Origin of the sequence: Bacillus coreaensis (assembly GCF_050586445.1) — a bacterium.
In the GTDB taxonomy this organism is placed as follows: domain Bacteria; phylum Bacillota; class Bacilli; order Bacillales; family Cytobacillaceae; genus Robertmurraya_A; species Robertmurraya_A coreaensis.
Genome location: NZ_JBOCCY010000010.1, coordinates 85,014 through 107,154, shown reverse-complemented (window position 1 = coordinate 107,154; position 22,141 = coordinate 85,014). Strand labels below are relative to the sequence as shown.

The following is a 22,141-nucleotide window of genomic DNA, read 5'->3' as shown; positions in this document are numbered from 1 at the left end:
ATTCACTTAAGTGATAACACTTCATCAAGTGTTTTTCCATCAATAAATACTGACACCTTGTTCACACTATCAAACTGAAGTGCTGTTTCTTCAATTTGTGCCTTTACCCGAGGGTTATCAAGTGCCCCACCAAGTTTTAGATTACCAGTTAGTTCAATAACTGCCTCACCATCGTCAATTATCACACTTTTAATTTCTAAGTCTGATTGATAAAGAGAATGATAAAACCCAGATTGACCGTACATTTGCTCATTTAAGGATAATAACTTGGTAAGTGCTGCCTTTAATGGTGCCTTTGTAGGTTCAATATCTACAAGTACCGGTATAGCACTATCATTTGCGCCAATCTTTTTTCCGCTCGCTCCATTGTCTTCTATTCCAATAAGGAATATTTTCACCTTTGTCACACCTGTACTTCCTTGATCGGTTGTACTCGGATTGTCATCTGAGTCTCCGGCATCCTGTACTTGGCCTGGATCCTTCACTGGCTTTTCCCCAGACGACTGATTGTCCCCATCATTGCTTGTAGGCTCCTCTCCCACTGATGGTTGTGACACAGGCTTTTCTTCAACATCGTTCTTCGTACATCCAATAAGTAAAACAAATGAAATGAGTAGTAGTCCGAAAAGTTTCCTCACCCTTTCCCCCTCCATATTATTGTCTTACTTCATTATATTACGATGAAAAAGAAGGTTACCTAATGGAGGAAAGAAATTTTATTTTACAATAAAGAGGAATAATATTAGAAAGACTCAGGATATATATACTTAATTTCATCGCTCTCACTCCCATCTATCGTGAAAAAAGAGCAGGATCTGCTCCTGCTCTTTTACATCCTATTTAATGCCTTTTACTTGATCGTCTGCGGTGGCTCTTCCATCCATCCGTTCTGAATCATGATCTTTGCTCCCTCATGGGCATATTCAAAAATATCCTTCATATATGTTGCAAATTTTAAAGGTAAATCGTTGCGAAGGCTAAAAGCGGTTCCGATGGAATTTCCTCCTAACGAAAAACTACAGAAGAGACTTATACAGTACGTCATTATTTTATCTGAAAATGGAGGAACTTTTGAATCTGTTATATTTCCACCTGCTGTTGTTGGAACTTGTATATTGTTCTGAAGGAGAATCTCACTCATATCCTTAATGATTGCTTTTGCTAATTCTCCACCCTTATTAAAATACTTTTTGGCCTCTTTTTCTTTCGCCACCTGAGCAAAACCAAAAATCATTTGCATCCCTGTCACATTTGACTCAATTCCATGGTAAATATGAGCAATTTCCACCGCATTCAAGGGTCTTTTTTCACTAAACAGTTTTGCGCCATCGAGGTAGTTATTGGATTTTACAAATTCAATTGATTTTTCAATTGTTACATATGGTGCTCTTGGAAGTAGACCTTTCTTCAGCAAATACTTTGAACAATTATCATAATATTTTTGAGTCATCTTCGTTAGATCTCTAAAGAGAAGAATGATATCCTCCCGATAGACCATAGTTAAGTTTAAAGTATGCATTCCTGAACTGATTTTTTTTACTAACCGCACGAACATAATATCAAAGCCATTATCATAAAGCTTCGGTGCATCTTTATTGACATCTTGAGGAACAAATCCAAGCGGAATTGGAATTCCCTCTGCATTAAACAAAGAAACCATCTGAGCAATAAATGGTTGCATTTCTTCTTTTAAAGAGCTCATGATTTCTCTTGCTTCATGATCATCGGCATTATTGATAAAGTAGTCTAACATTTGAAAAAGCATTGTCTTTTGTTGATATGTAATCCATACTGCTCCAATTTCTGAAGATGTCATTGAAGGTGTATCAGGCATTTTCATTTCCTCCACGCGTCAAAAATTAACTTTCCTACCATTACTTTGCACGTGAACGAAATAAAAATTCCTTTGTATGTAAAATACCTACTTCTGGAAACTTATAATATTTCCTTTACTCTCCCAACCATACCATTTTCTAGCATCACCTTGATTCCATGTGGATGAGTAGGGCTATTAGTTAGGATTTTTGCAACCACACCTTCCGTTAATTTCCCTGTTCGTTGATCTGCTTTTTGTACCACTTTTACTTGGCTACCAATTTTTATGTTTTCTCTTTTTTGTGACAACATCATTCTTTTCCCGCTCCTCTATTATGAATAAGATCATTATCTACTATTTTCACCATATCTCCAAATACTTAAAAATGTAGAAAAAAGGATATAGACCCAAAAGAGTCTATATCCTTTACTATATACGAAAGATTTTTTGTTCAAGTGTCACTTGATTAATTTTCTTAATATTTGGTTCAAATCCAATTCCAGGTTTGTCCGGTACAGAAATAAGGCCGCCACTCATTTCTACTTCTGGTGAGATAATATCTTCCTTCCAGTAGTGTGAAGAAGGGGCTGTGTCACCTGGAAGCGTAAAGTTGGCTAGAGATGTAATTGCAATATTATGGGCTCTTCCAATACCAGCTTCTAACATTCCACCACACCACATAGGGATCTCATTATTTACACAAAGGTCGTGTATCTTTCTTGACTCTGTTAGTCCTCCAACACGGCCAATTTTTAAATTAATGATTTTGCAACTTCCAAGCTGAATTGCTTTTCTAGCATCTTCAGCAGAATGGATACTTTCGTCTAAACAGATAGGTGTCGAAAGCTTCGCTTGTAAAGATGCATGATCAATGATGTCATCACAGGCAAGCGGCTGTTCAATCATCATTAAATCAAATTCATCTAACGCTTGAAGATGATCGATATCCTTTAATGTATAAGCACAATTGGCATCAGCCATTAAAGGAATCGTAGGAAATTCGCGTCGAATAGATTTTAATATTTGAATATCCCAATCCGGCTTAATTTTTACTTTAATACGCTTATAACCTTCTTTTAAATACTCTTCAATTTGCTTAAGCATCGCCGCTTCTGACTTTTGAATTCCTACACTTACGCCCACTTCAATTCGATCCTTCACTCCACCGAGCGCTTTTGATAAGGAAAGATTCTTTTCTTTAGCGTATAAATCCCAGACAGCGCACTCTAACGCAGCCTTCGCATTATAATTGCCACGGATATATTGAAAACGCTCAGACACTTCATCCGGATGCGAAATAGGTTTTTTTAATAATAAGGGGATTAGAAAATCACTCATGATATGCCAATTGGTCTTTACCGTTTCTTCGTTATAAATTGGCTCAATAATTGAAACAGACTCCGCCCATCCTGACAAACCACTTTGGGACTGTACTTCCACAATAATGAAATCCTTATCTACCTCCGTACCCACACTCGTAGTGAAGGGAGTTAACAGGTCCATTTTTACATGCCTTAAAATGATGCTCTTTACTTCCATTTCACACTCCCCTTGCTATAGCTTTTTTATAACGTAGTAGTAGTGGTTTGGTTTTTCCTTCAGCAAATCAGTAGCGATGTAACCTTTTTTAAAATAGTGAATAAACACCTTTCGAGTTGCCTCTCTCCATTTCTTAGCAAGTGAGAAATTTTCTGTTTTAATGGTCTGAAAATTGCCTGGTACCGATACGAAAAGGGTATCATGAGCTAGGCTCAAGTGAATTTCCTTAGGAGTTAGGTTTCCATTGAACTGATCTGTTTTTATAACGTGCAGTGCGTCTCGGTCTAAGTCCCTTTTCACACTCTCGGACTTTAGCCTCCACTCTATTAAAAAACGGTCGGTGGCAATTCCTGAGTTCAATCCATCATTCATCTCACCGTATACATCTTCCATATATGTAGAACAGACGCCGCCAAGTTTATGTAAATTTAGATTTGCATTTACGGTTTCAAGCGGATCATATGTCCAGGTGATTAAATCATAGCCCTTCAGAAGTGCCGTCTTCTTCTGAGCCCATTTTAGCTTCTCACCGACACCAAATGCACGATAATCAGGATGAATCCCGAGGCTGTGAGAGCAAAGATACGCTTTCGTTCCATCAAATCCTGGGAAGCTATATTGAAAACCAATAAGCTTATCATGGAGAAAAGCACCCAGAACGAAGCCGCCATTTTTCACTGCGGCTACCGTTTGGTTGACAGGTACAGAATCTTCCAAACTCCAAATGAGAGCCTCTAATTCACGTACCTTTTCTAACTCTGTGACAGTTTGAAGGTTGCGAATACTTACTTCATTTTTCAAATATCTTTCCTCCTTTACCGGAGCCATTACCAAGTCTGATTGTCCGCTTCCAATAAAAGCTTTGTTAAAATTTTTGTTCCATTAAGTAAGGCTGTAATGTCAAATTTCATATTAGGGTGATGCAAGCCTGGCTCTAAACCGCAGCCTAATCCAATCATGGTAGCAACCATATCTGGTCGTTTTAATGTGTAGAAGTGAAAGTCTTCTGCACCAGGAGAGTCACACATCGGTACGAGGCATTTCTCTCCCAGCACGGATTTAATGGCTTCTTCGGCAAGCTTCACCGCATGTTCGTTCTTCACTGCAGCAGGAGAATAACTATCTTGTTGGTAAACAATCACTGTTTCTGTTCTATCCTCGATAGCTTGTATTGATTGTTTTGCCTCTTCTAACAGCAACTTCATGGCTTCATTCGATTTTGCACGAAGATCAACGGTGAATCGTGCTGTTTCTGGAATCAGATTCGATGATTCTCCACAATGAAGCTCAGTCATTTTAATTGAATATGGCACATCGGTTTGGACACGAATCTTCTGAAAAGCTTGAACCAACAGGGCCGCAGCTTCAATAGGATTATTGCCTTCCTCCGGTCTCGCAGCATGTGCCGGTGTTCCTTTAATCGTACCTCTTATACAGCTTGATGCACCGTGCAAGATTACTGGAGCTGCCATTCCATTTGCAACCTCAAAGGCAGGGCGTAAATGAATTCCGCAAAGAAACTTTACATTGTCTAGTGCGCCTTCTTCAATCATTTTAAGCGCACCCTCTGCCTTTTCCTCTGCTGGCTGAAAGATAATGCGAATGGTATGATGATGTTTTATTTTAGCAAGTGCAAGTGCTGTAAATAACACCATCGTACTATGACCATCATGACCGCATGAATGATTCGCTTGTACAACACCATCTATCTCTTGCAACAGAGCATCCATGTCAGCACGTATCGCGATTACTTCATTACTTTCACCCTTAATTTCAGCAATCAACCCATAATGGCCCTGAAAGGTTTGGACATCAAATCCAGCCCTTTCTAGCTTTTGCCTTACATACAGAGAGGTTTTTTCTTCCTTCCAGCTTGGCTCGGCAAGCTCATGAAGTTCTTTATACGTATTCAAAATTTGTTTCCGCTCTGTATCTATAAAGTTTTCTAAAAGAACCATTTGTGTCAGAACCCTTCTAGTTAAAAAATAATATGTGCTGCAATGGCAACAATCGGTAAAGTAATGGCCGTACGAATCAAGAAGATTAGTACTAAGTCTTTAAAGCTAACAGGTAGCTTTGATCCAAGTAGTAATCCGCCCATTTCAGAAAGATAAATCAGTTGTGTAACGGATACACATGCAATAACAAAACGTGTTAATTCACTCTCGATTCCACTACCAATAATGGCTGGTAAGAACATATCCGCAAATCCAACAACCATCGTTTGAGCAGCCTGGTCTGCTTCTGGGATTTGCATTAACGTTAAGATCGGCTCAAATGGCTTTCCTAAAATGGAGAACACCGGAGTAAATTCTGCAATCACTAAAGCTGTGACTCCAATAGCCATAACGATTGGTAGTACACCCATCCACATATCTAGTACATTTTGAAGTCCTTCTTTTAATGTTGCCTTCACACTTGTATTTGTCTTTGCTTTACTAACCGCTTGTGCTAATCCCCATTTTGCGTACGATGTACCAGCTGGGATACTCGTTTCCTTTACTAACGTAGCATGCTCATAACCTGTATCAGCTTTTCTAGACAACGGCGGAATACGTGGCATAATCACAGCTGCTGCTAATCCAGCAATAACGATCGTAGCATAATAATGAAGAAAGTATTTATCAAGATTCAAGTATTGAATAACCACAATGGTAAAAGTAATGGAAACAACGGAGAAAGTTGTAGCAATAACCGCTGCTTCTCTTTTGGTATAATAGCCTTCCTCATATTGCTTCGTTGTTAGCAGTACACCGATTGTCCCGTCCCCTACCCATGATGCTAAGCAGTCAAGAGAAGATCGTCCAGGTAACTTGAAAATTGGTCGCATAATCTTCATGGTTAATGCTCCAAAAAACTCCAACAACCCAAAGTTTAAAAGAAGTGGCAATAAAAATCCTGCAAGTAAAAAAGTCGTTAATAAAATCGGAAGTAGGCTAAACAGTAACATTCCTCCTGTATTTTCTGAGGAAATAAATTCCGGTCCTACTTTCGTAAGTGCGATCACTGTAAAAATGGCCCCTAATACACGTGCAATCAACCAAAATTTGCTTACATTTAACAGTTTATTTAAAAAGGAATTATTGATAATAAATTTTGGCTTGGCCAAAACTGCAATAAGTGAACCTAAAACAGATAAAATAATGACACCAGTTGCAAAGGCTGGAATTTGATCAACAAAAAGGGTATTTAATTGACTGGCAAAGAATGCAACTGGTATCGTTATTCCCTCACCATTTGAAATGGGAATAATAAATAGCATAATACCGATCAAGGATGGTAGGATAAATTTCATATAATCTTGAACAGAAAAGGACTTTTGTAAAGCTTCCTTTCTTTCCACTCTAACATTTGAAGCATTAGTCATATAGGGTTAACCTCCTCTTAAGTAACTACTTTTTCATTCTAAAAAAATATTTTGCTCGGAATATAGCTGCTCTAATTTCTTCTGACGGACATGGCTGTTTTCTTTGTCCCTTTTGTATAATCCAGAGATAATCACCTCAAGCAAACCAATCACCGAAGCAATCGAATGATGACTCGATTCCAAATGCTCCTCTGTTGTTAGGGTCAATTGTGCGAGCTGGCCAATAGGCGAAAGCTGCCGATCTGTAATCGCTATGAGGGTTGCTTTTTGATTGTTTGCATAGTTTGCTAGCTTAAGTGATTCTCTTCGATAACGAGGATAGGAAAACATAATAACGGTCGACTGCTCATCAAGTTCACATAGTTCTTCAGGTAAAAATCCACTTGGGTTAGAGAGAAGCACATTTTCTCTCATCTGTTTTAGGGCGTAATACAACCAGTAAGCAGCGGCATATGAACTACCAAAACCAGCGATAAAAATTCGCTTTGATTGATGAAGCACATCCACCACTCGCCATATTTGTTCTATTTCTAACTGGTTAAGCAATTGATTAAGAACTTGGCTCTCTTTCTCGATGATTTGATGAAACAACTGATTTTCTTCAATGCCATCTCTACTTGAAGGTTTTCCTTCGCTTTTTCCTGGTTGAACATGTGTTAGCCATTCTCTTCGAACCGTTTCTTGCATTTCTGAGTAGCCACTAAAGCCTAGTGCATACGCTAAGCGAATGACAGTTGTTTCACTAACGCCCACTTTTCGCCCAATTTGGAAAGCAGTGAGCAGCGAACCTTCATCCAAGTGCTCTAGCAAAAACTCTGCTACTTTCTTTTGACCTGAAGATAATGCCGAAAAGTTTCCTTTAATCATTTGTGTTACCGTCTTTTGTTCCATACTAGTCTCGTCACCTTCTTGGATTTGGTGAAGGAAAAACTTCCTTTTTCCATTTTAAAGCAGAAAATACTTCATATTCAAGTGGAATTTTCCGAATTTTTAAAATAACAAGAACTTCTAATGTATAATTCCAACTACCTTCTGAATTATAATGCATAAAAGAATACTTTTTCAAGTTGAATTTGTGTTTTTATTTATATAACCTAATAAATATTCAAACAAAAGGAAAAGGAATTCTCCGTTACCCTGTAAGCAACGTGGAGAACCCCTCTTCATTGTATGCATAGAATCACTATTCAATAAGAAGAAACACGTCTTCTCCTTCAATTACCGTAGAATAGGTTTTAACGCAACCTTTATCCGGTGCTTGAACCAATCCATCCTCTAAGCAGATCTTCCAATCATGCATCGGACAGAAGACCGAATCACCACTGACAATCCCTTCGCTTAAGACGCCACCTTTATGAGGACAACGATTTTCTATTGCACGAACCGTTCCATTGGAGAGTTTAAATACCGCCACCTCTATATTTCCCACATGAAACGTTTTCCCTAAGCGCTCTGGCAGCTCTTGAATAGAGCTGATTAATACCTTACTGATGTTTTTATTAACCATACGAAGATCTCCTCCTTTGATCGTTGTATTACGATGTGACCACTGTTTCAAACAGTTCTTTTTTCAACTTTTTGTCCTCGATAATGGCCTTCCACGGATCCTCAATTACAGATAAGGCTTTATCCATACGAGCACTTAGCTCCTTACGCTTTTCTGTATCATCTAATACCTCACGGATATGATTCAAACCCACTCGGTCTACCCAAGCAGATGTTCTCTCCAGATAGTTCGCTGTTTCTCGATAATATTGAAGGTATGCAGATGTAATCTCGATAACCTCTTCCTCAGTCTTTACTTTGTAAAGAAGATCTCCACCACGGACATGTGTACCACCATTTCCACCAATATAAAGTTCCCAGCCACCATCAATGCCAATGTATCCAATATCCTTAAACCCTGATTCAGCACAACTTCTTGGACAAGCTGAGACCGCCATTTTTACCTTATGAGGTGTTTGAAGACCTTCATATTTCTTTTCTAACTGAATACCAAGTCCCATTGAGTCTTGCGTACCGAAACGACAGAATTGTTCACCCACACAGGTTTTAACGGTACGTAGTGATTTTCCATAAGCAAATCCTGATGGCATATCAAGATCCTCCCACACCTTTGGAAGATCATCCTTCTTTACCCCAAACAAGTCGATTCGTTGTCCACCGGTTACCTTTACGAGTGGGATCTCATACTTATCAACCACATCAGCAATTCTTCTTAAATCATTCGCATTTGTCACTCCACCATACATTCTTGGCACGACAGAATAAGTTCCATCCTTTTGAATGTTTGCGTGCATACGTTCATTAACGAATCTTGATTCCTTTTCATCCTCGTATCCAGTTGGATTGACCATGCCTAAATAGTAGTTAAGAGCTGGACGACATTTCGAGCAACCCTCTTCGGTTTTCCAATCAAGTACAAACATAACTTCTTTTACATGTGTTAACCCTTTTGCTTTGATTTCTTCTACTACCTCATCACGAGAAAGAGTCGTACATCCGCAGATTGCTTCTTTTTGTTGCAAGGTATCAAATGACGAACCTAAGGTGTGCTGAAGAACTTCTGCTACGAGTGGTTTACAGCCACCACAAGAACGGGAAGCGCTCGTACAGGCCTTAATTTCATCAACAGATGAGCAGCCTTGTGTTTGAATAGCTGCAACGATCGCTCCTTTTGAGACTCCATTACATCCGCAAATGATTTCATCATCACTCATCGTTGCTACTAGACTAGCCCCTGCCTCTTGGCCAGTTGGCTGCAGCAAGGAAACCTTCATTGTGTCTGAAATGTCAGCCTGCTTTTGAATCATAGAAACCAAACGATTTCCATCGCTGCTATCTCCGAAAAGAACCGCACCAACAATTTGATTTCCACGAAGAACGAGCTTCTTATAATAGCTGTCTTGCTCATCAAAAACTTTAACAGCCTTTTTATCGTCGCCTTCCGTAAAATCACCTGCAGAGAACACTTCAACTCCTGATACCTTTAACTGGGTATATAATACAGAACCTTTATACGGCTCCGTCTTTGTATCACAAATGGTTTTCGCTAATACTTTCCCTTGTTCATAAAGCGGGGCAACAAGTCCGTATGGAATTCCGTTATGTTCTGCACATTCCCCAACCGCATATACGTGTGGGATATTTGTTTGCATATAATCATTTACAACAATTCCCCGATTTACCTCTAACCCGCTTTCTACTGCTAGAGAAATATTTGGTTTGATACCAACCGCCATAACAACAAGATCCGCTTCAATTTCCGTTCCGTCACTGAAACGCAAACCTTCGACTCGCTCTTCTCCAAAAATCTCCTGTGTTTGTTTTTCTAATAAAAACGTCATTCCCTGCTTTTCTAATTCTGCTTGCAACATTTTTCCAGCCATTGGGTCAAGCTGACGCTCCATTAAATAAGGAGCTAGATGGATGACATTTACCTCCATCCCAAGGTTTAGAAGTCCCCTTGCCGCTTCAAGTCCTAATAATCCTCCGCCGATTACAGCTGCTTTTTTATATTTTTTAGAGGCCTTTAGCATGATTTCTGTGTCCTTAATATCTCGGAAAGCTGTCACACCTTCCTTATCTGCACCTGGAATAGGAAGAATGAAAGGAACTGAACCAGTCGCCACTATCACTTCATCGTATGGTTCGATTCTCCCCGCATCAGTAACGACTACTTTTCGATCGGAATCAACCTTAACCACGGTCTCATCTGTATAAAGCTGAATATCATTGGCTTCATACCAGCTCCAATCATTAAGCGTAATATCAGCTACCTCTGTGTCTCCTTGTAAAACCTTTGAAAGTAGGATTCTATTATAATTCGGATGTGGCTCACTACCGAAAATCGTAATTTCAAATTGTTCCTTTGTAAGCTTTAATATTTCTTCTATGGTTCTGACTCCTGCCATACCGTTACCAACAAGAACGAGTTTTTTCTTTGCCAAATTAACGCGCCTCCCCAAGAAAGTTTCTTAAACTGTAACACATGATTTGTGTAAAATTGTTTAACATGTTAGATTACCTCACACACTATTTAGTTCGTAAACCGAATTTTCCGAATATTAAAAGAGCAATTCACTCCTATTAATCGTCATACAATATCCATGGCTGAGCTTATTTTTACCGCACTTAATTTAAATCCAGGCATACGGCAGGTTGGATCCAATTCCTTTCCGACAAGGAAATTCACATTTTGTGAATTGGCCCAGTGGAAAGGAACAAACAGCGTGTCTTGACGAATAGTGTCCGATACCTTACTCCGTACCACAATACTTCCTCTCCTTGACGTGATTTTCACTAGAGTTTTGTCATGAATTCCATATTTTAAAGCAGTCGCCGGATGAATCTCCACATGCGATTCCACATTTCTTGCTGCCAATGACGCACTTTTACGTGTTTGAACACCTGTTAAATAGTGAGACATCACTCGTCCTGTTGTTAAATAAAGTGGAAACTCTTCACATATCTGATCCTTTGTAACAGGGGCGACATTAGAAACAGAGACCATCTTTGCTTTTCCATCCGAATGAGCAAATGAACTTTCAAAAAGCCTGACTGTTCCTTTATGGTCTAAAGTTGGACAAGGCCATAACAGCCCCTTTTCTTCTCTTAGTCGCTCATAAGTCACTCCATAATAATCAGCAATTCCACCTTTACTAGCAATCCGAAGTTCGTTAAAAATATCCTCCGCTGATTCAAAAGGAAAATACTCCCCCTTCCCAATCGCATGAGCAATTTCGCAAAGAATTTGCCAATCATGCTTTACTTCTTCTGGACAAGGATAACTTGCCTCTCTTAACGTGACTCTCCCCTCCACATTGGTCATCGTTCCTTCATCCTCTAAGTAAGAGGAAGCCGGTAAAATAACATCTGCTAATCGAGCAGTTTCAGATACGAATAAGTCAACCACAACAAGAAAAGAAAGTTTTTGTAAGGCTTCCTCCACAAAATGTGCATTTGGATTAGAGACAATGGGGTTAGAACACATTAAAAGCATCCCGGATATGTCACCGTCATGAATTTTTTCAAACATTTCATAAGCAGAGACACCCTTTCTCGGCAGCTCAGCTTCGTTTACTCCCCATACCTTTGCAATATAAGCTCGATGGTCTTCATTTTCTATGAGTCTATAACCAGGTAGTTGGTCGGCCTTTTGTCCATGTTCCCTTGCTCCTTGACCATTTCCCTGCCCAGTTATCGCTCCGTACCCACAGCCTGGTTTTCCAATTTTCCCAACTGACAGTAAGATATTTAGGAAATTCCTAACTGCTGCGGAACCATCTGTGTGTTGCTCTACTCCGCGTGCCGTAAAAATCATTCCTGTTTCTTCTTTTGCAAAGCGGTGGGCTACCTTACGAATCTGTTCAATCGGAACACCGGACAAGGATTCGATTTCCTCAAGAGTCATTGAGGATACATTCTCCTTTACTTCTTCGAATCCATTAACTCTTTCTATGATAAAGTTCTCGTTATAAAGCTGTTCTTCAATAATTACCTTTAAGACTCCATTAGCAAAAGCGGCATCTGTTCCGGGCTTCAGCTTAATATGCAAGTCTGCTAGTTTCGTTGTTGCCGTTTCACGAGGGTCAATCGCAATAATATAAGCACCGCTTTCCTTTGCCTTTTCAAAATAAGGCATGATGGTCGGTTGACATTCTGCAATATTTGTTCCCGCAAGAATAATACAGCGAGAAGACGGAATTTCACTTATGCTATTCGTAAATCCTCGATCCATCCCAAAGGTTTGTGTAGCAGCCGAAGCGGCAGATGACATACAAAGTCTACCATTGTAATCAATGTACTTTGTCTGTAACGCGACACGAGCAAACTTTCCGAGCAAATAGGCTTCTTCGTTCGTGATGGAGGCACTTCCATACACCGCCATTGCGTCTTTTCCCTTCCGTTCTTGAATGGACTGAATATTACTTTTAATGACTGCTATTGCCTCTTCCCATGTGGCACGAACAAATTCCCCGTTTACCTTTATGAGCGGGTACTTTAATCGGTCTTTATGAAAAGTATGTTGGTGGGCATTAATGCCTTTCACACACAATCTTCCTTGTGTAGTTGGATTATCTAGACCAACAGTGGTAAATTTCTTGCGCGTTACAATTGATTGCTCTATGAGCTGCATTTTGCATTGCATGCTGCAGAATGGACACTGTGAGTCATATGTTTTCTCCGACTCTACATGATTTTGCTTTGTTCGAAAGTATTTTAATAGCATTTCAGTCACATCATCACCCTCAATCCTTTATACTCTTTAGAATTTACTTTAAAAAATAGGAACATCTTTAGGTCCCTTCATCAATAAGGAATCCCCTTCTAGTCGTTCTAACAATTGCTGACGGAGTTCAAAATCAAAAAGTACTTCTCTCACATGCAATAAGCTCACTCGATCCACCCATTCCCATGTTCTTTCCGAGTAATTAGCCGTTTCTCGGTAGTATTGGACTAGACCACCAATGAAATGAACTGCCTCTTCTTCTGTTTCAGCAACTGTAAATAATTGACCGGCCCTAACACTTCGACCGCTGCTTCCTCCCACATAAATTTCCCAGCCACGCTTCGTGCCAATAATGCCAATATCCTTTGTTGTCGAACCAGCACCATTATGCAAGCAGGCAGAGACACCTATTTTCAATCGATACGGAGTGATAAGATACTCAAGTTTCTTTTCTAGAGTTGCTGAGAGCTGAAGAGCTTTTCGCTTATCACATTGGCATATATGTTCACCAATACACGTCTTCACATTCTGAACTCTGTTCCCGTATGTGGCACTTAAAGGCATATTTAAATCATTCCATACCTTTGGTAATTCATCTTTTGTTAGACCCATCAAATGAATTCTCTGCTCACTAGTAATGGCTAGCTCTGACACACCATATTTGTCTGCCACATTCGCGATTTTTCGTAACTCATTTGGATTCGTCATTCCCCCATACATTTGCGGAACGACAAAGTACGTTCCATCCTTTTGCAATGTTGCATTCATCTTTTCGTTTACAAATAATGTTTCTTGGACATTCTCATACTCTGGATTGATCATACTTAAGTAATACGTTAAAGCAGGAACACATTTGGAACATCCTTCTCTGTGTTTCCAGTTCAGTGCTTGCATGACTTCGTTAACAGAGGATAAATTTTGTACCTGCATCTCATGTACAACTTCATCCTCTGTTAACCTTGTACAATTACACATCGCAGGCTTCTCGATCTTCATTTCATCAAATTCATCACTATGAATATAAGATAATAGCTCTGAAACAAGCGGTTTACATCCTCCGCAAGAGCCGGATGCCTTTGTACATGCTTTTACGTCTTCTACAGTAGAACAACCTTGGCTTTGAACCGCTTCTATAATTGTCCCTTTAGAAACTCCATTACAATTACAGATTATTTCTGTTGCTGCCATGGAGGAAACTGCTGTACCCGATCCACTTGATTGAAAAATAGTCACTTTTTCCATATCAGATACATCTTGCATTTTAAGTATCATATTTTGTAATTTCGTACGGTCACTCGTATCCCCAAAGAGAACCGCACCAATGATTTTATCTTCTTGGAATACAAGCCTTTTATAAGTACCTTCCACTTCATCGTGTATTTTTATTGACTTTTTTGCAGGGTCCTCTTGAAAAGCTCCAATAGAAAACACATCAACACCTGAAATTTTTAATTGAGTGGCTAACACAGTCCCCTCATAACTTTGTCCATCTACCCCACAAATACGCTTCGCTAAGACAACTGCCTGTTCATAAAGTGGTTTCACAAGGCCATATACCATACCACGATGCTCCACACATTCTCCTAAAGCAAAAATATTGGGAATACTCGTCTCCAGAAAGTCATTTACGACAATCGCCCGATTAACTGTTATACCACTTTCTCTTGCCAAATGAACATTGGGTCTTACACCAACTGCCATAACAAGCAGGTCGGCTTCAACCGATGTTCCATCCGTAAAACGGAGTCCTTCAATACGTTTATCGCCTAAAATTTCTTCTGTTTGTTTTTCTAATAGAAACTTCATCCCTTGCTTTTCAAGTTCTACTTGTAGCATTTTTGCTGCCGTTTCATCCAGCTGTCTTTCCATTAAGAAACCGCTAATATGAACGACATATACCTCCATCCCGAGGTGTAAAAGTCCCCTTGCAGCTTCTAACCCTAACAATCCTCCACCAATGACAACTGCCTTTTTATGATTCTTTGCTGTTTCCTGCATCTTTTGACAATCCTCAATGGTTCGAAAAGAAATGACCCCTTCTTTCTCCACCCCAGGTAAGGGAAGAACAAAAGGAACAGAACCCGTTGCCAATATTAATCGGTCATAGTACAAGCTGCGACCTTTATCTGTCATCACTACTTGGCTTTTATGATCAATAGCAACAACGGTTTCTCCCGTAAAAAGTTGAATATGATGCTGCTCATACCACTTAAAATCATTAATGGTTATTTCTTCAAGCTGTGTGGTTCCTTGAAGTACCGAAGAAAGTAGGATTCGGTTATAGTTTGGGTGTGGTTCGCTCCCAATTACCGTAATCTCAAACATTTCAGAACCTGTTTTAAGAATCTCCTCTAAACAACGAACTCCAGCCATACCATTACCGACCATAACTAACTTTTGCTTTTTCATGTTATAACCCCCAACAAACCTTAGATGGATGCTCAAACCAAATTTCGTTTTATTATTTCATACATCTACTGAAATGAAATTTAACCTGTTACATTTTCTAACACGATATGTACTATTTGGGTGTTATTTACTATAAAAATCCTGTTAATAGGCAGTATTTTTATGCAATCCTACGGTATGCTTATTTTTCGAATTGCGAAGTAAATCCAAAAGATCATTCGCTTTTTCGTTTATTTTGTAATGCGCTTACAAGTATAAAAATTCAAGACATTTGAAAATTCCAATAAATTTCTGTGTTAGATTAGCTAACATCTTTTGAGACAAAGCAAGAGCATACATACTATTCTTTAACAAGACAAAGATGGTAAAAACTCTGACAAACAGAAAAGCAAAAGCGCCTTGTCTTCTGGAGAGATTTGGCTTATGACCTAGGAATAATGGCTTTATATTATTCCATCGAGGGGCTAGGCGCTGGAGCTGGACACTAAACAAGGGAGGAATTCCAATGACAAATAAGATAGGTTTTTTCTCGTTCTTCTATGTATTAGGTAAGATTTTATTTTCTCGAAAAAATTATATTGGCTGGTAACATATTTGAAATACCATATCTATTAAAAGGAGAGAGTAACTATGAAGTTAGCAAATTTAAGAAAAAGTGGACATGCACCATCGCTATTTGCTTCATTTCTGTACTTTGATGTGAGCTTTATGATTTGGGTAATACTAGGGGCACTTGGGGTTTATATCACCAAAGACTTTGGTCTATCCCCTTCGCAAAAGGGATTAATTGTAGCGATCCCTATTCTTGGTGGATCATTCTTCCGTCTCGTTCTTGGTGTTTTAACCGATCGAATTGGTCCGAAGAAAACATCGATCATTGGAATGGTCGTTACAATGGTTCCACTTCTATGGGGTTGGTTGTTTGGAACAACATTAACGGAGATTTATTTTATCGGAATACTATTAGGAGTAGCTGGTGCTAGCTTTGCAGCAGCCTTACCAATGGCAAGTCGTTGGTATCCACCCCATTTACAAGGGTTAGCAATGGGGATTGCTGGAGCGGGAAATAGCGGGACTTTATTTGCAACCTTATTTGGTCCCCGCCTTGCTGAACAAATTGGCTGGCATAATGTACTCGGGGTTGCCCTGATTCCTCTTGCTATTGTGTTTATCATCTTTGTTCTTATCGCAAAAGATGCTCCTTCCCAGCCAGCACCAAAACCACTTAAAGAATACTTTAATGTTTTTAAACAAAAAGATGCCCTTTACTTCTGTTTGTTATACAGTGTTACCTTCGGTGGATTTGTAGGACTATCTAGCTTTTTAAGTATCTTTTTCGTTGATCAATATGATCTTTCAAGAGTAAGAGCCGGAGACTTTGTTACCCTTTGCGTAGCAGCAGGAAGCTTCTTCCGCCCAGTGGGAGGATTTATTGCCGATAAGATTGGGGGCGTTCGTCTATTAACCTTCTTATTTATCGGTGTCGCTCTAACCATGCTGGGAGTTAGTCAGCTACCTTCCATCACTCTTGTTACCTTGCTGTTATTTGCCGGTATGATGTGTTTAGGAATGGGCAATGGAGCGGTATTCCAACTGGTTCCACAACGCTTCCAGGAAGAAATCGGAATGGTCACTGGAATTGTAGGAGCAGCTGGTGGTGTAGGTGGATTCTTTATTCCAAATATCCTTGGAACGTTAAGAGAAATCACAGGCACGTATGCAACAGGTTTCCTTGTATATGCAGGTATTGGTGTATTAGCTTTACTCGTCTTAATCATTGCACAGATGTCTTGGAAAAAGACATGGGCACCAAAAGAGTCTTCTATAAAAGCTTAATATGTTTAAACGCTCTGGCTTGCATTTCTATTGCAAGCCAGAGCTTTTTTTATTACTTTAGTATTCGAAATCCTCAGACTAATTATATACATTTCTCCTATAAATGTTATATAATATTATATAATGATTTATACTTTGAGAGGAGTTCTCCTATGAAGTTAAACAGTTCTAGTTCACGTCCATTATACGAACAATTATTTAACACGATAAAAGAAGCAATTGGCCAGAATACCTATCGACCAGGTCAGCAAATTCCCAATGAAGCGGAGCTTTGTGATATTTATGGTGTAAGCAGAATTACGGTTAGAAGAGCGATTCAAGATTTAGTTGATGAAGGTTTATTGGAAAGAAAACAAGGAAAAGGTACGTTCGTTGCTAGGAAAAAGGTTGCTCGCGAACTAGTAACAATCGAAGGTTTTTCGGATTTTAGCAAACAACTCGGAAAGAAAACGAGCAAGAAAGTTCTTCTTTGTGAAGAAATAAAAGCATCGAAGAAAATTGCAGAAGATCTTCAAATAGAGGTCGGTGCTCCAGTACTCAAACTTTTAAGATTAATGTATATTGAGGAAGAGCCATTTACTCTTGATTTAACCCATTATCCGATAGAGCGCTTTCCTAACATTCAAGAGCATATATTTGATTACGAGTCCACCTATGATGTCCTGAGTAACATCTATCACGTGGATATGAAGGACATTACAACGAAAAAAACGATTACTGGAATCCCTGCCTCTTCTGTAGATGCTGAACACCTAAATTGCGAAATTGGTGAGATTTTATTCAATATTGACAAAATCGTGTACGATAAGAATAAAGTACCTATTCATCTTTCTACATTTAAAAATTTAACTACGGTTATCGCTTATACAATAACCACGTAAAAAGGGACTTGACTACCAGCCAGTCCCTTTTCTTTATTTTACTAATTGTTTTCCATAACCAAATGCTCCGTTCACTTCACAAGTACGTGCCGCCCGTATTGCAGCTAGTTGAAGTGACTGCTTTATTGTATGGTGGTTTAAATAACTAGTTAGAAACCCAGCTATGAATGAATCACCAGCACCTAGCGTGTCTATTACATCTGCTTCTTCTATTCCCTGTATATAACTTTGTGTCCGATCTGACATGATCACTCCCTTAGATCCTCGGGTAACAATCACATAATGCGTGCCATATCCATGAATTTTGTTAATTAATTCCTCGATTTGCTTGTCACCAAAGTCACTACCAGATATGAAGGCAAAAGTGATATGTGGACATACCGTCTTTAGCAACTCCTCTGTAAAATGATTAGAGAAATCATAGGAAATCGGTAATAGCTGTTTGATCAGGGGAAGTTGATCATCCAGACTGCTATAAATGCTGGTATGAAGAACATCAAAACCTTTGATATACTCAAAATCGGATGGATCCAATTTCAATCGTAGCTTCGATTGAATACCACCTTTGTTTGATTTTACGAAAACCCTGTCCCCAGTTGAGTCAATATCCACATACGCTTTTCCACTTTCTCCATAAGCTCTTCGGATATGACTTATATTCACATGATTCTTTTCTAAAGAATCAATAATGTGGTCACCTTCCGCATCGTCTCCAACAATTCCAATAAATCCTGTTTCTTCTGCTCCGTATTGCTTCGCTAATACGGCAACATTTAACGCATTCCCGCCTGGAAACATCTCGTTTCGATCCAAATATACATCCACCACATTATCTCCAATTGCTAGTAGCTTCATTATTATTACATTCCTTTCTATTGGAGTACTGTTTTTACTAACACTCTCTTATCCTTTCAAACTTCCAGAAGCAAGACCACGAACAAAATATTTTTGTAAAAATAAAAACAGAGTAATAATCGGGATCGCAGAGATCATTAATCCTGCTAAAAGAACTCCCCAATTGGTTTGTAATGCATCACGGAATTGCATTAATCCTGCAGGAATGGTTTTTAAACTGTCTGAATCAATAAAAATGAGCGCAAACATAAATTCATTCCACGTAAAGTAAGCAGTGATAATGACCCCTGTGAACAAAATAGGAAGGTTTAGCGGCAAAAAGATTTTTGTAAACACAGACCATGTTGAGCATCCATCAAGAAAAGCCGATTCTTCTAACTCTTTGGGAACCTCTAGAAAAGCAGCTCTTATTAATAGCACAGTAATCGGAATACGGTATGCCACATAGGGGAGAATGAGCGCTAAGTAAGTGTCATGAATACCCATTGCCTGGATAAGCTTATACAAGGGGACTAAGCTCACTTGCGGAGATAGCATCATTCCACCCATACACAATATTAATAGTAGCTTCTTACCTTTAAACTGAAAACGAGTTAAACCGTACGCTCCAAGAGCACTGATGAAGACCGTTAATAAACAGGTGCTTAGCGTAACAATGGTACTATTTAAAAAGTACTCGGATATTCCAGTATTCCACGCATGAACATAGTTTGAGACAAGCCAGGTTGTCGGCAATGCCCAACTGTTTGAGAAAATTTCTTCAGTCGTTTTAAAGGAATTAATGACCATCCAAAACAATGGGTAGGCAATAATCATAAAATAGAAGATTAATATGGTATACAGTGGAATCGCTCCTGCAATCTTTTTACTCTTATAGGAACGAACTTTGATTGATTGCATAGAAACGTCGGTTGATGTTATTTTATCTGTCTCCATCTATTAATCCTCCTTCCCTGTCTTAAATAGTTTCATTTGAATCATGGCTGCCGCCAACGAAAGTAGTAAGATAATGGTCGCTATTGCAGATGCATACCCCATCTCATCTCTAAAAAAGGCTGATTTGTAGAGAAGCGTTCCAAGCACTTCACTTGCATTTCCAGGTCCGCCACTTGTCAAAATATACGGCTCATTAAATACCGTAAATGCACCTGTTAATGTAATTAATGTTGCTACAAAAAGCATTTCTTTTACCTGGGGAACTGTAATATGAAGAAACTTGTAAAATTTATTCGCACCATCAATATCAGCTGCCTCATACAGCTCTTGAGGAATAGATTGAATAGCGACGATGAAAAGCATCATGATATACCCAATACTTTGCCACTGTGATACAGCGATTACGGCGAAAATAGCTGTTTCAGATTCTCCAAGCCATGCCCTTGTCCACTCTTCGAGACCGAGCAATCGAAGAAAGCTGTTTAGTATCCCAATGTCCGGGTTGTAAACAAAGCTGAACAATAAAGCAATTACCGTAATGGATATGATTACTGGAAGGAAGAAAGCAGTTCGGAAAAAACCACTTAGCAATCTAGTCAAAGGATCCTCTAGTATGGCAGCTAAAATTAACCCGCCGAATACTTGACATACGATTGAGATAACTGCGTACCAAATATTATTTTTTAAAGCTATATAAAAAACCTCATCCTGAAACAGAGCAAGGAAATTTTCGAATCCAACAAACACCTTATCTGGAGCAAAAGCAGAAAACTCATAAAAAGCAAATCGGAAATTCTCTACAATGGGATAATAAACGAACAATCCCATTAATAAAATACAAGGGGCAATATATAAATAGGGAGCCATTTTCCTAAGTGTCATTGTATTCACCTCTTTTTTTCTAGGTCCTTTCCGACCCTTTTCTTGTTTTTCTTTATGAAAGAAAGGTAGTTTCGGTCCCCTACACTACCTTTCTTTTAAACTATTATTTCAGCTCTTTCGCTGCTTTTTGAACATCTTTCATCACGTCTTCAGCTGATTTTTTTCCATCTAACATCTGTTGAACACCATTTAAGTACGCATCAACAATCTTGATGTCTACAGCCGTATCAAACCATAAGTACGTCTTGTCAGCATTCACGATTAGATCGATCGCTTCTTGTTGAAGAGCTGAACCGTTTTCAGTAGTTGTTGTATCTTTAACCGCACTGTATTCACTTACCTCTTTTAACTGTTCAATTCCTTTTTCCTTAGAAGTTAAGAATTTGATAAACTCCATTGCTTCTTCAGGATGCTTTGTTTTAGAAGAAATCATAATTCCTTCTGGGGCAGCAGTAATTGAGCTTGGATTTCCTTCTCCACCTTCAACGAATGGAGTATTGAATACACCTAAATCTTCACCGAGACTTGGCTCTATCAAACCAATTTCAGCTAATTGAAAGTACCCAATCGCTGCTTTTCCTCCGTTAAATAGCTCTCTCGCATACTGGTGGTCAACGGAGTTCACTCCTTGATTAAAATATGGCTCTAATTCAATGAATTTTTCCAAGGCAGTTACATAACCAGGATGAGTAAACTCTCCATCTGAATTAGTTAGACTATAGTCCTTTGCAATAACATCTTCCGGAACAACATACTCATTTAGTGATCCAATATAATGAGAAATCGTCCATGGCGCCTTACTTCCGAAGGCAATTGGAGTAATTCCTGCATCCTTGATTTTTTCAGAGACAGTTAGGAGCTCTTCCCATGTGGTAGGGATTTCAAGGTTTAGGTCGTTAAAAACCTTTTTATTATAGAAGAAGGCTTTTCCATCTGTGGACCAAGGAATTCCATATACCTTTCCATCCAACGTAAATGGACCAAATTGGGATTCAATGATTTGACCTGACCAGTCCTTATCTTCCTCAACATAGCTTGTTAAGTCTAGGGATTGTCCAGCTCTTGCAAAATTGTAAGCAAACTCACCGCTCCAAGAAAAGTAAACATCAGGAGGATTATTTGAACCTAAAACAACACGAATTTTTTCCTTGTACGAGTCATTCAAAACCGCTTCGGTTTTTATTTTTATATTCGGATGTAGCTCTTCAAACTCTTTAACTGCTTCTTCAAAGTATTGCTTTTTGGGTTCTGTAGGCCATCTGTGGAAAAAACGAAGTTCGACAGTATCACTGTCTTCTGAAGCTGTTTGACTAGATGAGGAACAAGCTGCGAGCATTGAGAGAATTAATACGGCGATAATACTAAAGATTTTAAACTTTTTCATGAAT

General features: G+C 39.0%; 18 protein-coding genes. 2 read left to right on the top strand and 16 right to left on the bottom strand.

Features of this window, described 5'->3' with window-relative positions; translation table 11 throughout:
• Positions 1 to 2 precede the first annotated feature (2 nt).
• The 12 genes from ACQ5H4_RS15810 to nirB (ACQ5H4_RS15755) all read right to left on the bottom strand — a co-directional run bounded on the left by ACQ5H4_RS15810 (position 3) and on the right by nirB (ACQ5H4_RS15755) (position 15,363).
• A complete protein-coding gene (locus ACQ5H4_RS15810) occupies positions 3 to 638 on the bottom strand; it encodes a GerMN domain-containing protein (RefSeq protein ID WP_430775970.1) in 636 nt (211 codons plus the stop codon).
• A gap of 212 nt (positions 639 to 850) precedes the next feature.
• Complete coding sequence (locus tag ACQ5H4_RS15805) at positions 851 to 1,834, bottom strand: DUF3231 family protein (RefSeq protein WP_430775969.1); 984 nt, start codon at positions 1,832 to 1,834, stop codon at positions 851 to 853.
• Positions 1,835 to 1,935: 101 nt separating this feature from the next.
• Positions 1,936 to 2,127 (bottom strand): YwbE family protein, encoded by a 192-nt coding sequence (locus ACQ5H4_RS15800; RefSeq protein WP_430776004.1) that lies wholly within the window; start codon positions 2,125 to 2,127, stop codon positions 1,936 to 1,938.
• Between the two features lie 118 nt (positions 2,128 to 2,245).
• Positions 2,246 to 3,355, bottom strand: coding sequence for an o-succinylbenzoate synthase (menC, locus tag ACQ5H4_RS15795; RefSeq protein WP_430775968.1), 1,110 nt, complete (start codon positions 3,353 to 3,355; stop codon positions 2,246 to 2,248).
• Positions 3,356 to 3,370: 15 nt separating this feature from the next.
• Positions 3,371 to 4,156: a GNAT family N-acetyltransferase gene (locus tag ACQ5H4_RS15790; RefSeq protein ID WP_430775967.1), complete on the bottom strand. Its 786-nt coding sequence runs from the start codon at positions 4,154 to 4,156 to the stop codon at positions 3,371 to 3,373.
• A 26-nt stretch (positions 4,157 to 4,182) separates the two neighbouring features.
• Positions 4,183 to 5,313 (bottom strand): amidohydrolase, encoded by a 1,131-nt coding sequence (locus ACQ5H4_RS15785; protein ID WP_430775966.1) that lies wholly within the window; start codon positions 5,311 to 5,313, stop codon positions 4,183 to 4,185.
• A 20-nt stretch (positions 5,314 to 5,333) separates the two neighbouring features.
• A complete protein-coding gene (locus ACQ5H4_RS15780) occupies positions 5,334 to 6,722 on the bottom strand; it encodes a YjiH family protein (protein ID WP_430775965.1) in 1,389 nt (462 codons plus the stop codon).
• Between the two features lie 33 nt (positions 6,723 to 6,755).
• The gene (locus ACQ5H4_RS15775) at positions 6,756 to 7,613 is read right to left on the bottom strand and encodes a MurR/RpiR family transcriptional regulator (protein WP_430775964.1); all 858 of its coding nucleotides are present in this window, start codon (positions 7,611 to 7,613) and stop codon (positions 6,756 to 6,758) included.
• A 292-nt stretch (positions 7,614 to 7,905) separates the two neighbouring features.
• Positions 7,906 to 8,229 carry a nitrite reductase small subunit NirD gene (gene nirD, locus ACQ5H4_RS15770; protein ID WP_430775963.1) on the bottom strand — a complete coding sequence of 108 codons (324 nt, stop codon included), beginning with the start codon at positions 8,227 to 8,229 and terminating at the stop codon, positions 7,906 to 7,908.
• A 28-nt stretch (positions 8,230 to 8,257) separates the two neighbouring features.
• Entirely contained in the window at positions 8,258 to 10,672 is a 2,415-nt protein-coding gene (gene nirB, locus ACQ5H4_RS15765; protein ID WP_430775962.1) for a nitrite reductase large subunit NirB, read from the bottom strand.
• Between the two features lie 146 nt (positions 10,673 to 10,818).
• A complete protein-coding gene (nasC, locus tag ACQ5H4_RS15760) occupies positions 10,819 to 12,963 on the bottom strand; it encodes an assimilatory nitrate reductase catalytic subunit NasC (RefSeq protein WP_430775961.1) in 2,145 nt (714 codons plus the stop codon).
• 39 nt (positions 12,964 to 13,002) lie between these two features.
• Positions 13,003 to 15,363 carry a nitrite reductase large subunit NirB gene (gene nirB, locus ACQ5H4_RS15755; RefSeq protein ID WP_430775960.1) on the bottom strand — a complete coding sequence of 787 codons (2,361 nt, stop codon included), beginning with the start codon at positions 15,361 to 15,363 and terminating at the stop codon, positions 13,003 to 13,005.
• A gap of 630 nt (positions 15,364 to 15,993) precedes the next feature.
• Here nirB (ACQ5H4_RS15755) and ACQ5H4_RS15750 point away from each other — a divergent pair.
• Complete coding sequence (locus ACQ5H4_RS15750; RefSeq protein WP_430775959.1) at positions 15,994 to 17,199, top strand: nitrate/nitrite transporter; 1,206 nt, start codon at positions 15,994 to 15,996, stop codon at positions 17,197 to 17,199.
• A gap of 152 nt (positions 17,200 to 17,351) precedes the next feature.
• Positions 17,352 to 18,080: a UTRA domain-containing protein gene (locus tag ACQ5H4_RS15745; RefSeq protein ID WP_430775958.1), complete on the top strand. Its 729-nt coding sequence runs from the start codon at positions 17,352 to 17,354 to the stop codon at positions 18,078 to 18,080.
• Between the two features lie 33 nt (positions 18,081 to 18,113).
• On the opposite strand, the gene ACQ5H4_RS15740 is transcribed toward ACQ5H4_RS15745, so the two are convergent.
• The 4 genes from ACQ5H4_RS15740 to ACQ5H4_RS15725 form a co-directional block, all read right to left on the bottom strand.
• Complete coding sequence (locus ACQ5H4_RS15740) at positions 18,114 to 18,935, bottom strand: PfkB family carbohydrate kinase (protein WP_430775957.1); 822 nt, start codon at positions 18,933 to 18,935, stop codon at positions 18,114 to 18,116.
• 48 nt (positions 18,936 to 18,983) lie between these two features.
• Complete coding sequence (locus tag ACQ5H4_RS15735; protein ID WP_430776003.1) at positions 18,984 to 19,835, bottom strand: carbohydrate ABC transporter permease; 852 nt, start codon at positions 19,833 to 19,835, stop codon at positions 18,984 to 18,986.
• 39 nt (positions 19,836 to 19,874) lie between these two features.
• On the bottom strand, positions 19,875 to 20,753 hold the full coding sequence (locus ACQ5H4_RS15730; protein ID WP_430775956.1) for a carbohydrate ABC transporter permease: 879 nt from the start codon (positions 20,751 to 20,753) through the stop codon (positions 19,875 to 19,877).
• 103 nt (positions 20,754 to 20,856) lie between these two features.
• Positions 20,857 to 22,137, bottom strand: a complete 1,281-nt coding sequence (locus tag ACQ5H4_RS15725; protein WP_430775955.1) for an ABC transporter substrate-binding protein — start codon at positions 22,135 to 22,137, stop codon at positions 20,857 to 20,859.
• Positions 22,138 to 22,141: the final 4 nt, after the last annotated feature.

What these genes read in the sequence shown, in the direction of transcription:
- ACQ5H4_RS15800 (WP_430776004.1), bottom strand. Translation starts at nt 2,127, where the DNA reads ATGTTGTCACAAAAAAGAGAAAACATAAAAATTGGTAGCCAAGTAAAA.
- nirD (WP_430775963.1), bottom strand. Translation starts at nt 8,229, where the DNA reads ATGGTTAATAAAAACATCAGTAAGGTATTAATCAGCTCTATTCAAGAG.
- nirB (WP_430775960.1), bottom strand. Translation starts at nt 15,363, where the DNA reads ATGAAAAAGCAAAAGTTAGTTATGGTCGGTAATGGTATGGCTGGAGTT.
- ACQ5H4_RS15805 (WP_430775969.1), bottom strand. Translation starts at nt 1,834, where the DNA reads ATGCCTGATACACCTTCAATGACATCTTCAGAAATTGGAGCAGTATGG.
- menC (WP_430775968.1), bottom strand. Translation starts at nt 3,355, where the DNA reads ATGGAAGTAAAGAGCATCATTTTAAGGCATGTAAAAATGGACCTGTTA.
- ACQ5H4_RS15785 (WP_430775966.1), bottom strand. Translation starts at nt 5,313, where the DNA reads ATGGTTCTTTTAGAAAACTTTATAGATACAGAGCGGAAACAAATTTTG.
- ACQ5H4_RS15750 (WP_430775959.1), top strand. Translation starts at nt 15,994, where the DNA reads ATGAAGTTAGCAAATTTAAGAAAAAGTGGACATGCACCATCGCTATTT.
- ACQ5H4_RS15745 (WP_430775958.1), top strand. Translation starts at nt 17,352, where the DNA reads ATGAAGTTAAACAGTTCTAGTTCACGTCCATTATACGAACAATTATTT.
- ACQ5H4_RS15740 (WP_430775957.1), bottom strand. Translation starts at nt 18,935, where the DNA reads ATGAAGCTACTAGCAATTGGAGATAATGTGGTGGATGTATATTTGGAT.
- ACQ5H4_RS15735 (WP_430776003.1), bottom strand. Translation starts at nt 19,835, where the DNA reads ATGCAATCAATCAAAGTTCGTTCCTATAAGAGTAAAAAGATTGCAGGA.
- ACQ5H4_RS15775 (WP_430775964.1), bottom strand. Translation starts at nt 7,613, where the DNA reads ATGGAACAAAAGACGGTAACACAAATGATTAAAGGAAACTTTTCGGCA.
- ACQ5H4_RS15725 (WP_430775955.1), bottom strand. Translation starts at nt 22,137, where the DNA reads ATGAAAAAGTTTAAAATCTTTAGTATTATCGCCGTATTAATTCTCTCA.
- ACQ5H4_RS15780 (WP_430775965.1), bottom strand. Translation starts at nt 6,722, where the DNA reads ATGACTAATGCTTCAAATGTTAGAGTGGAAAGAAAGGAAGCTTTACAA.
- ACQ5H4_RS15730 (WP_430775956.1), bottom strand. Translation starts at nt 20,753, where the DNA reads ATGACACTTAGGAAAATGGCTCCCTATTTATATATTGCCCCTTGTATT.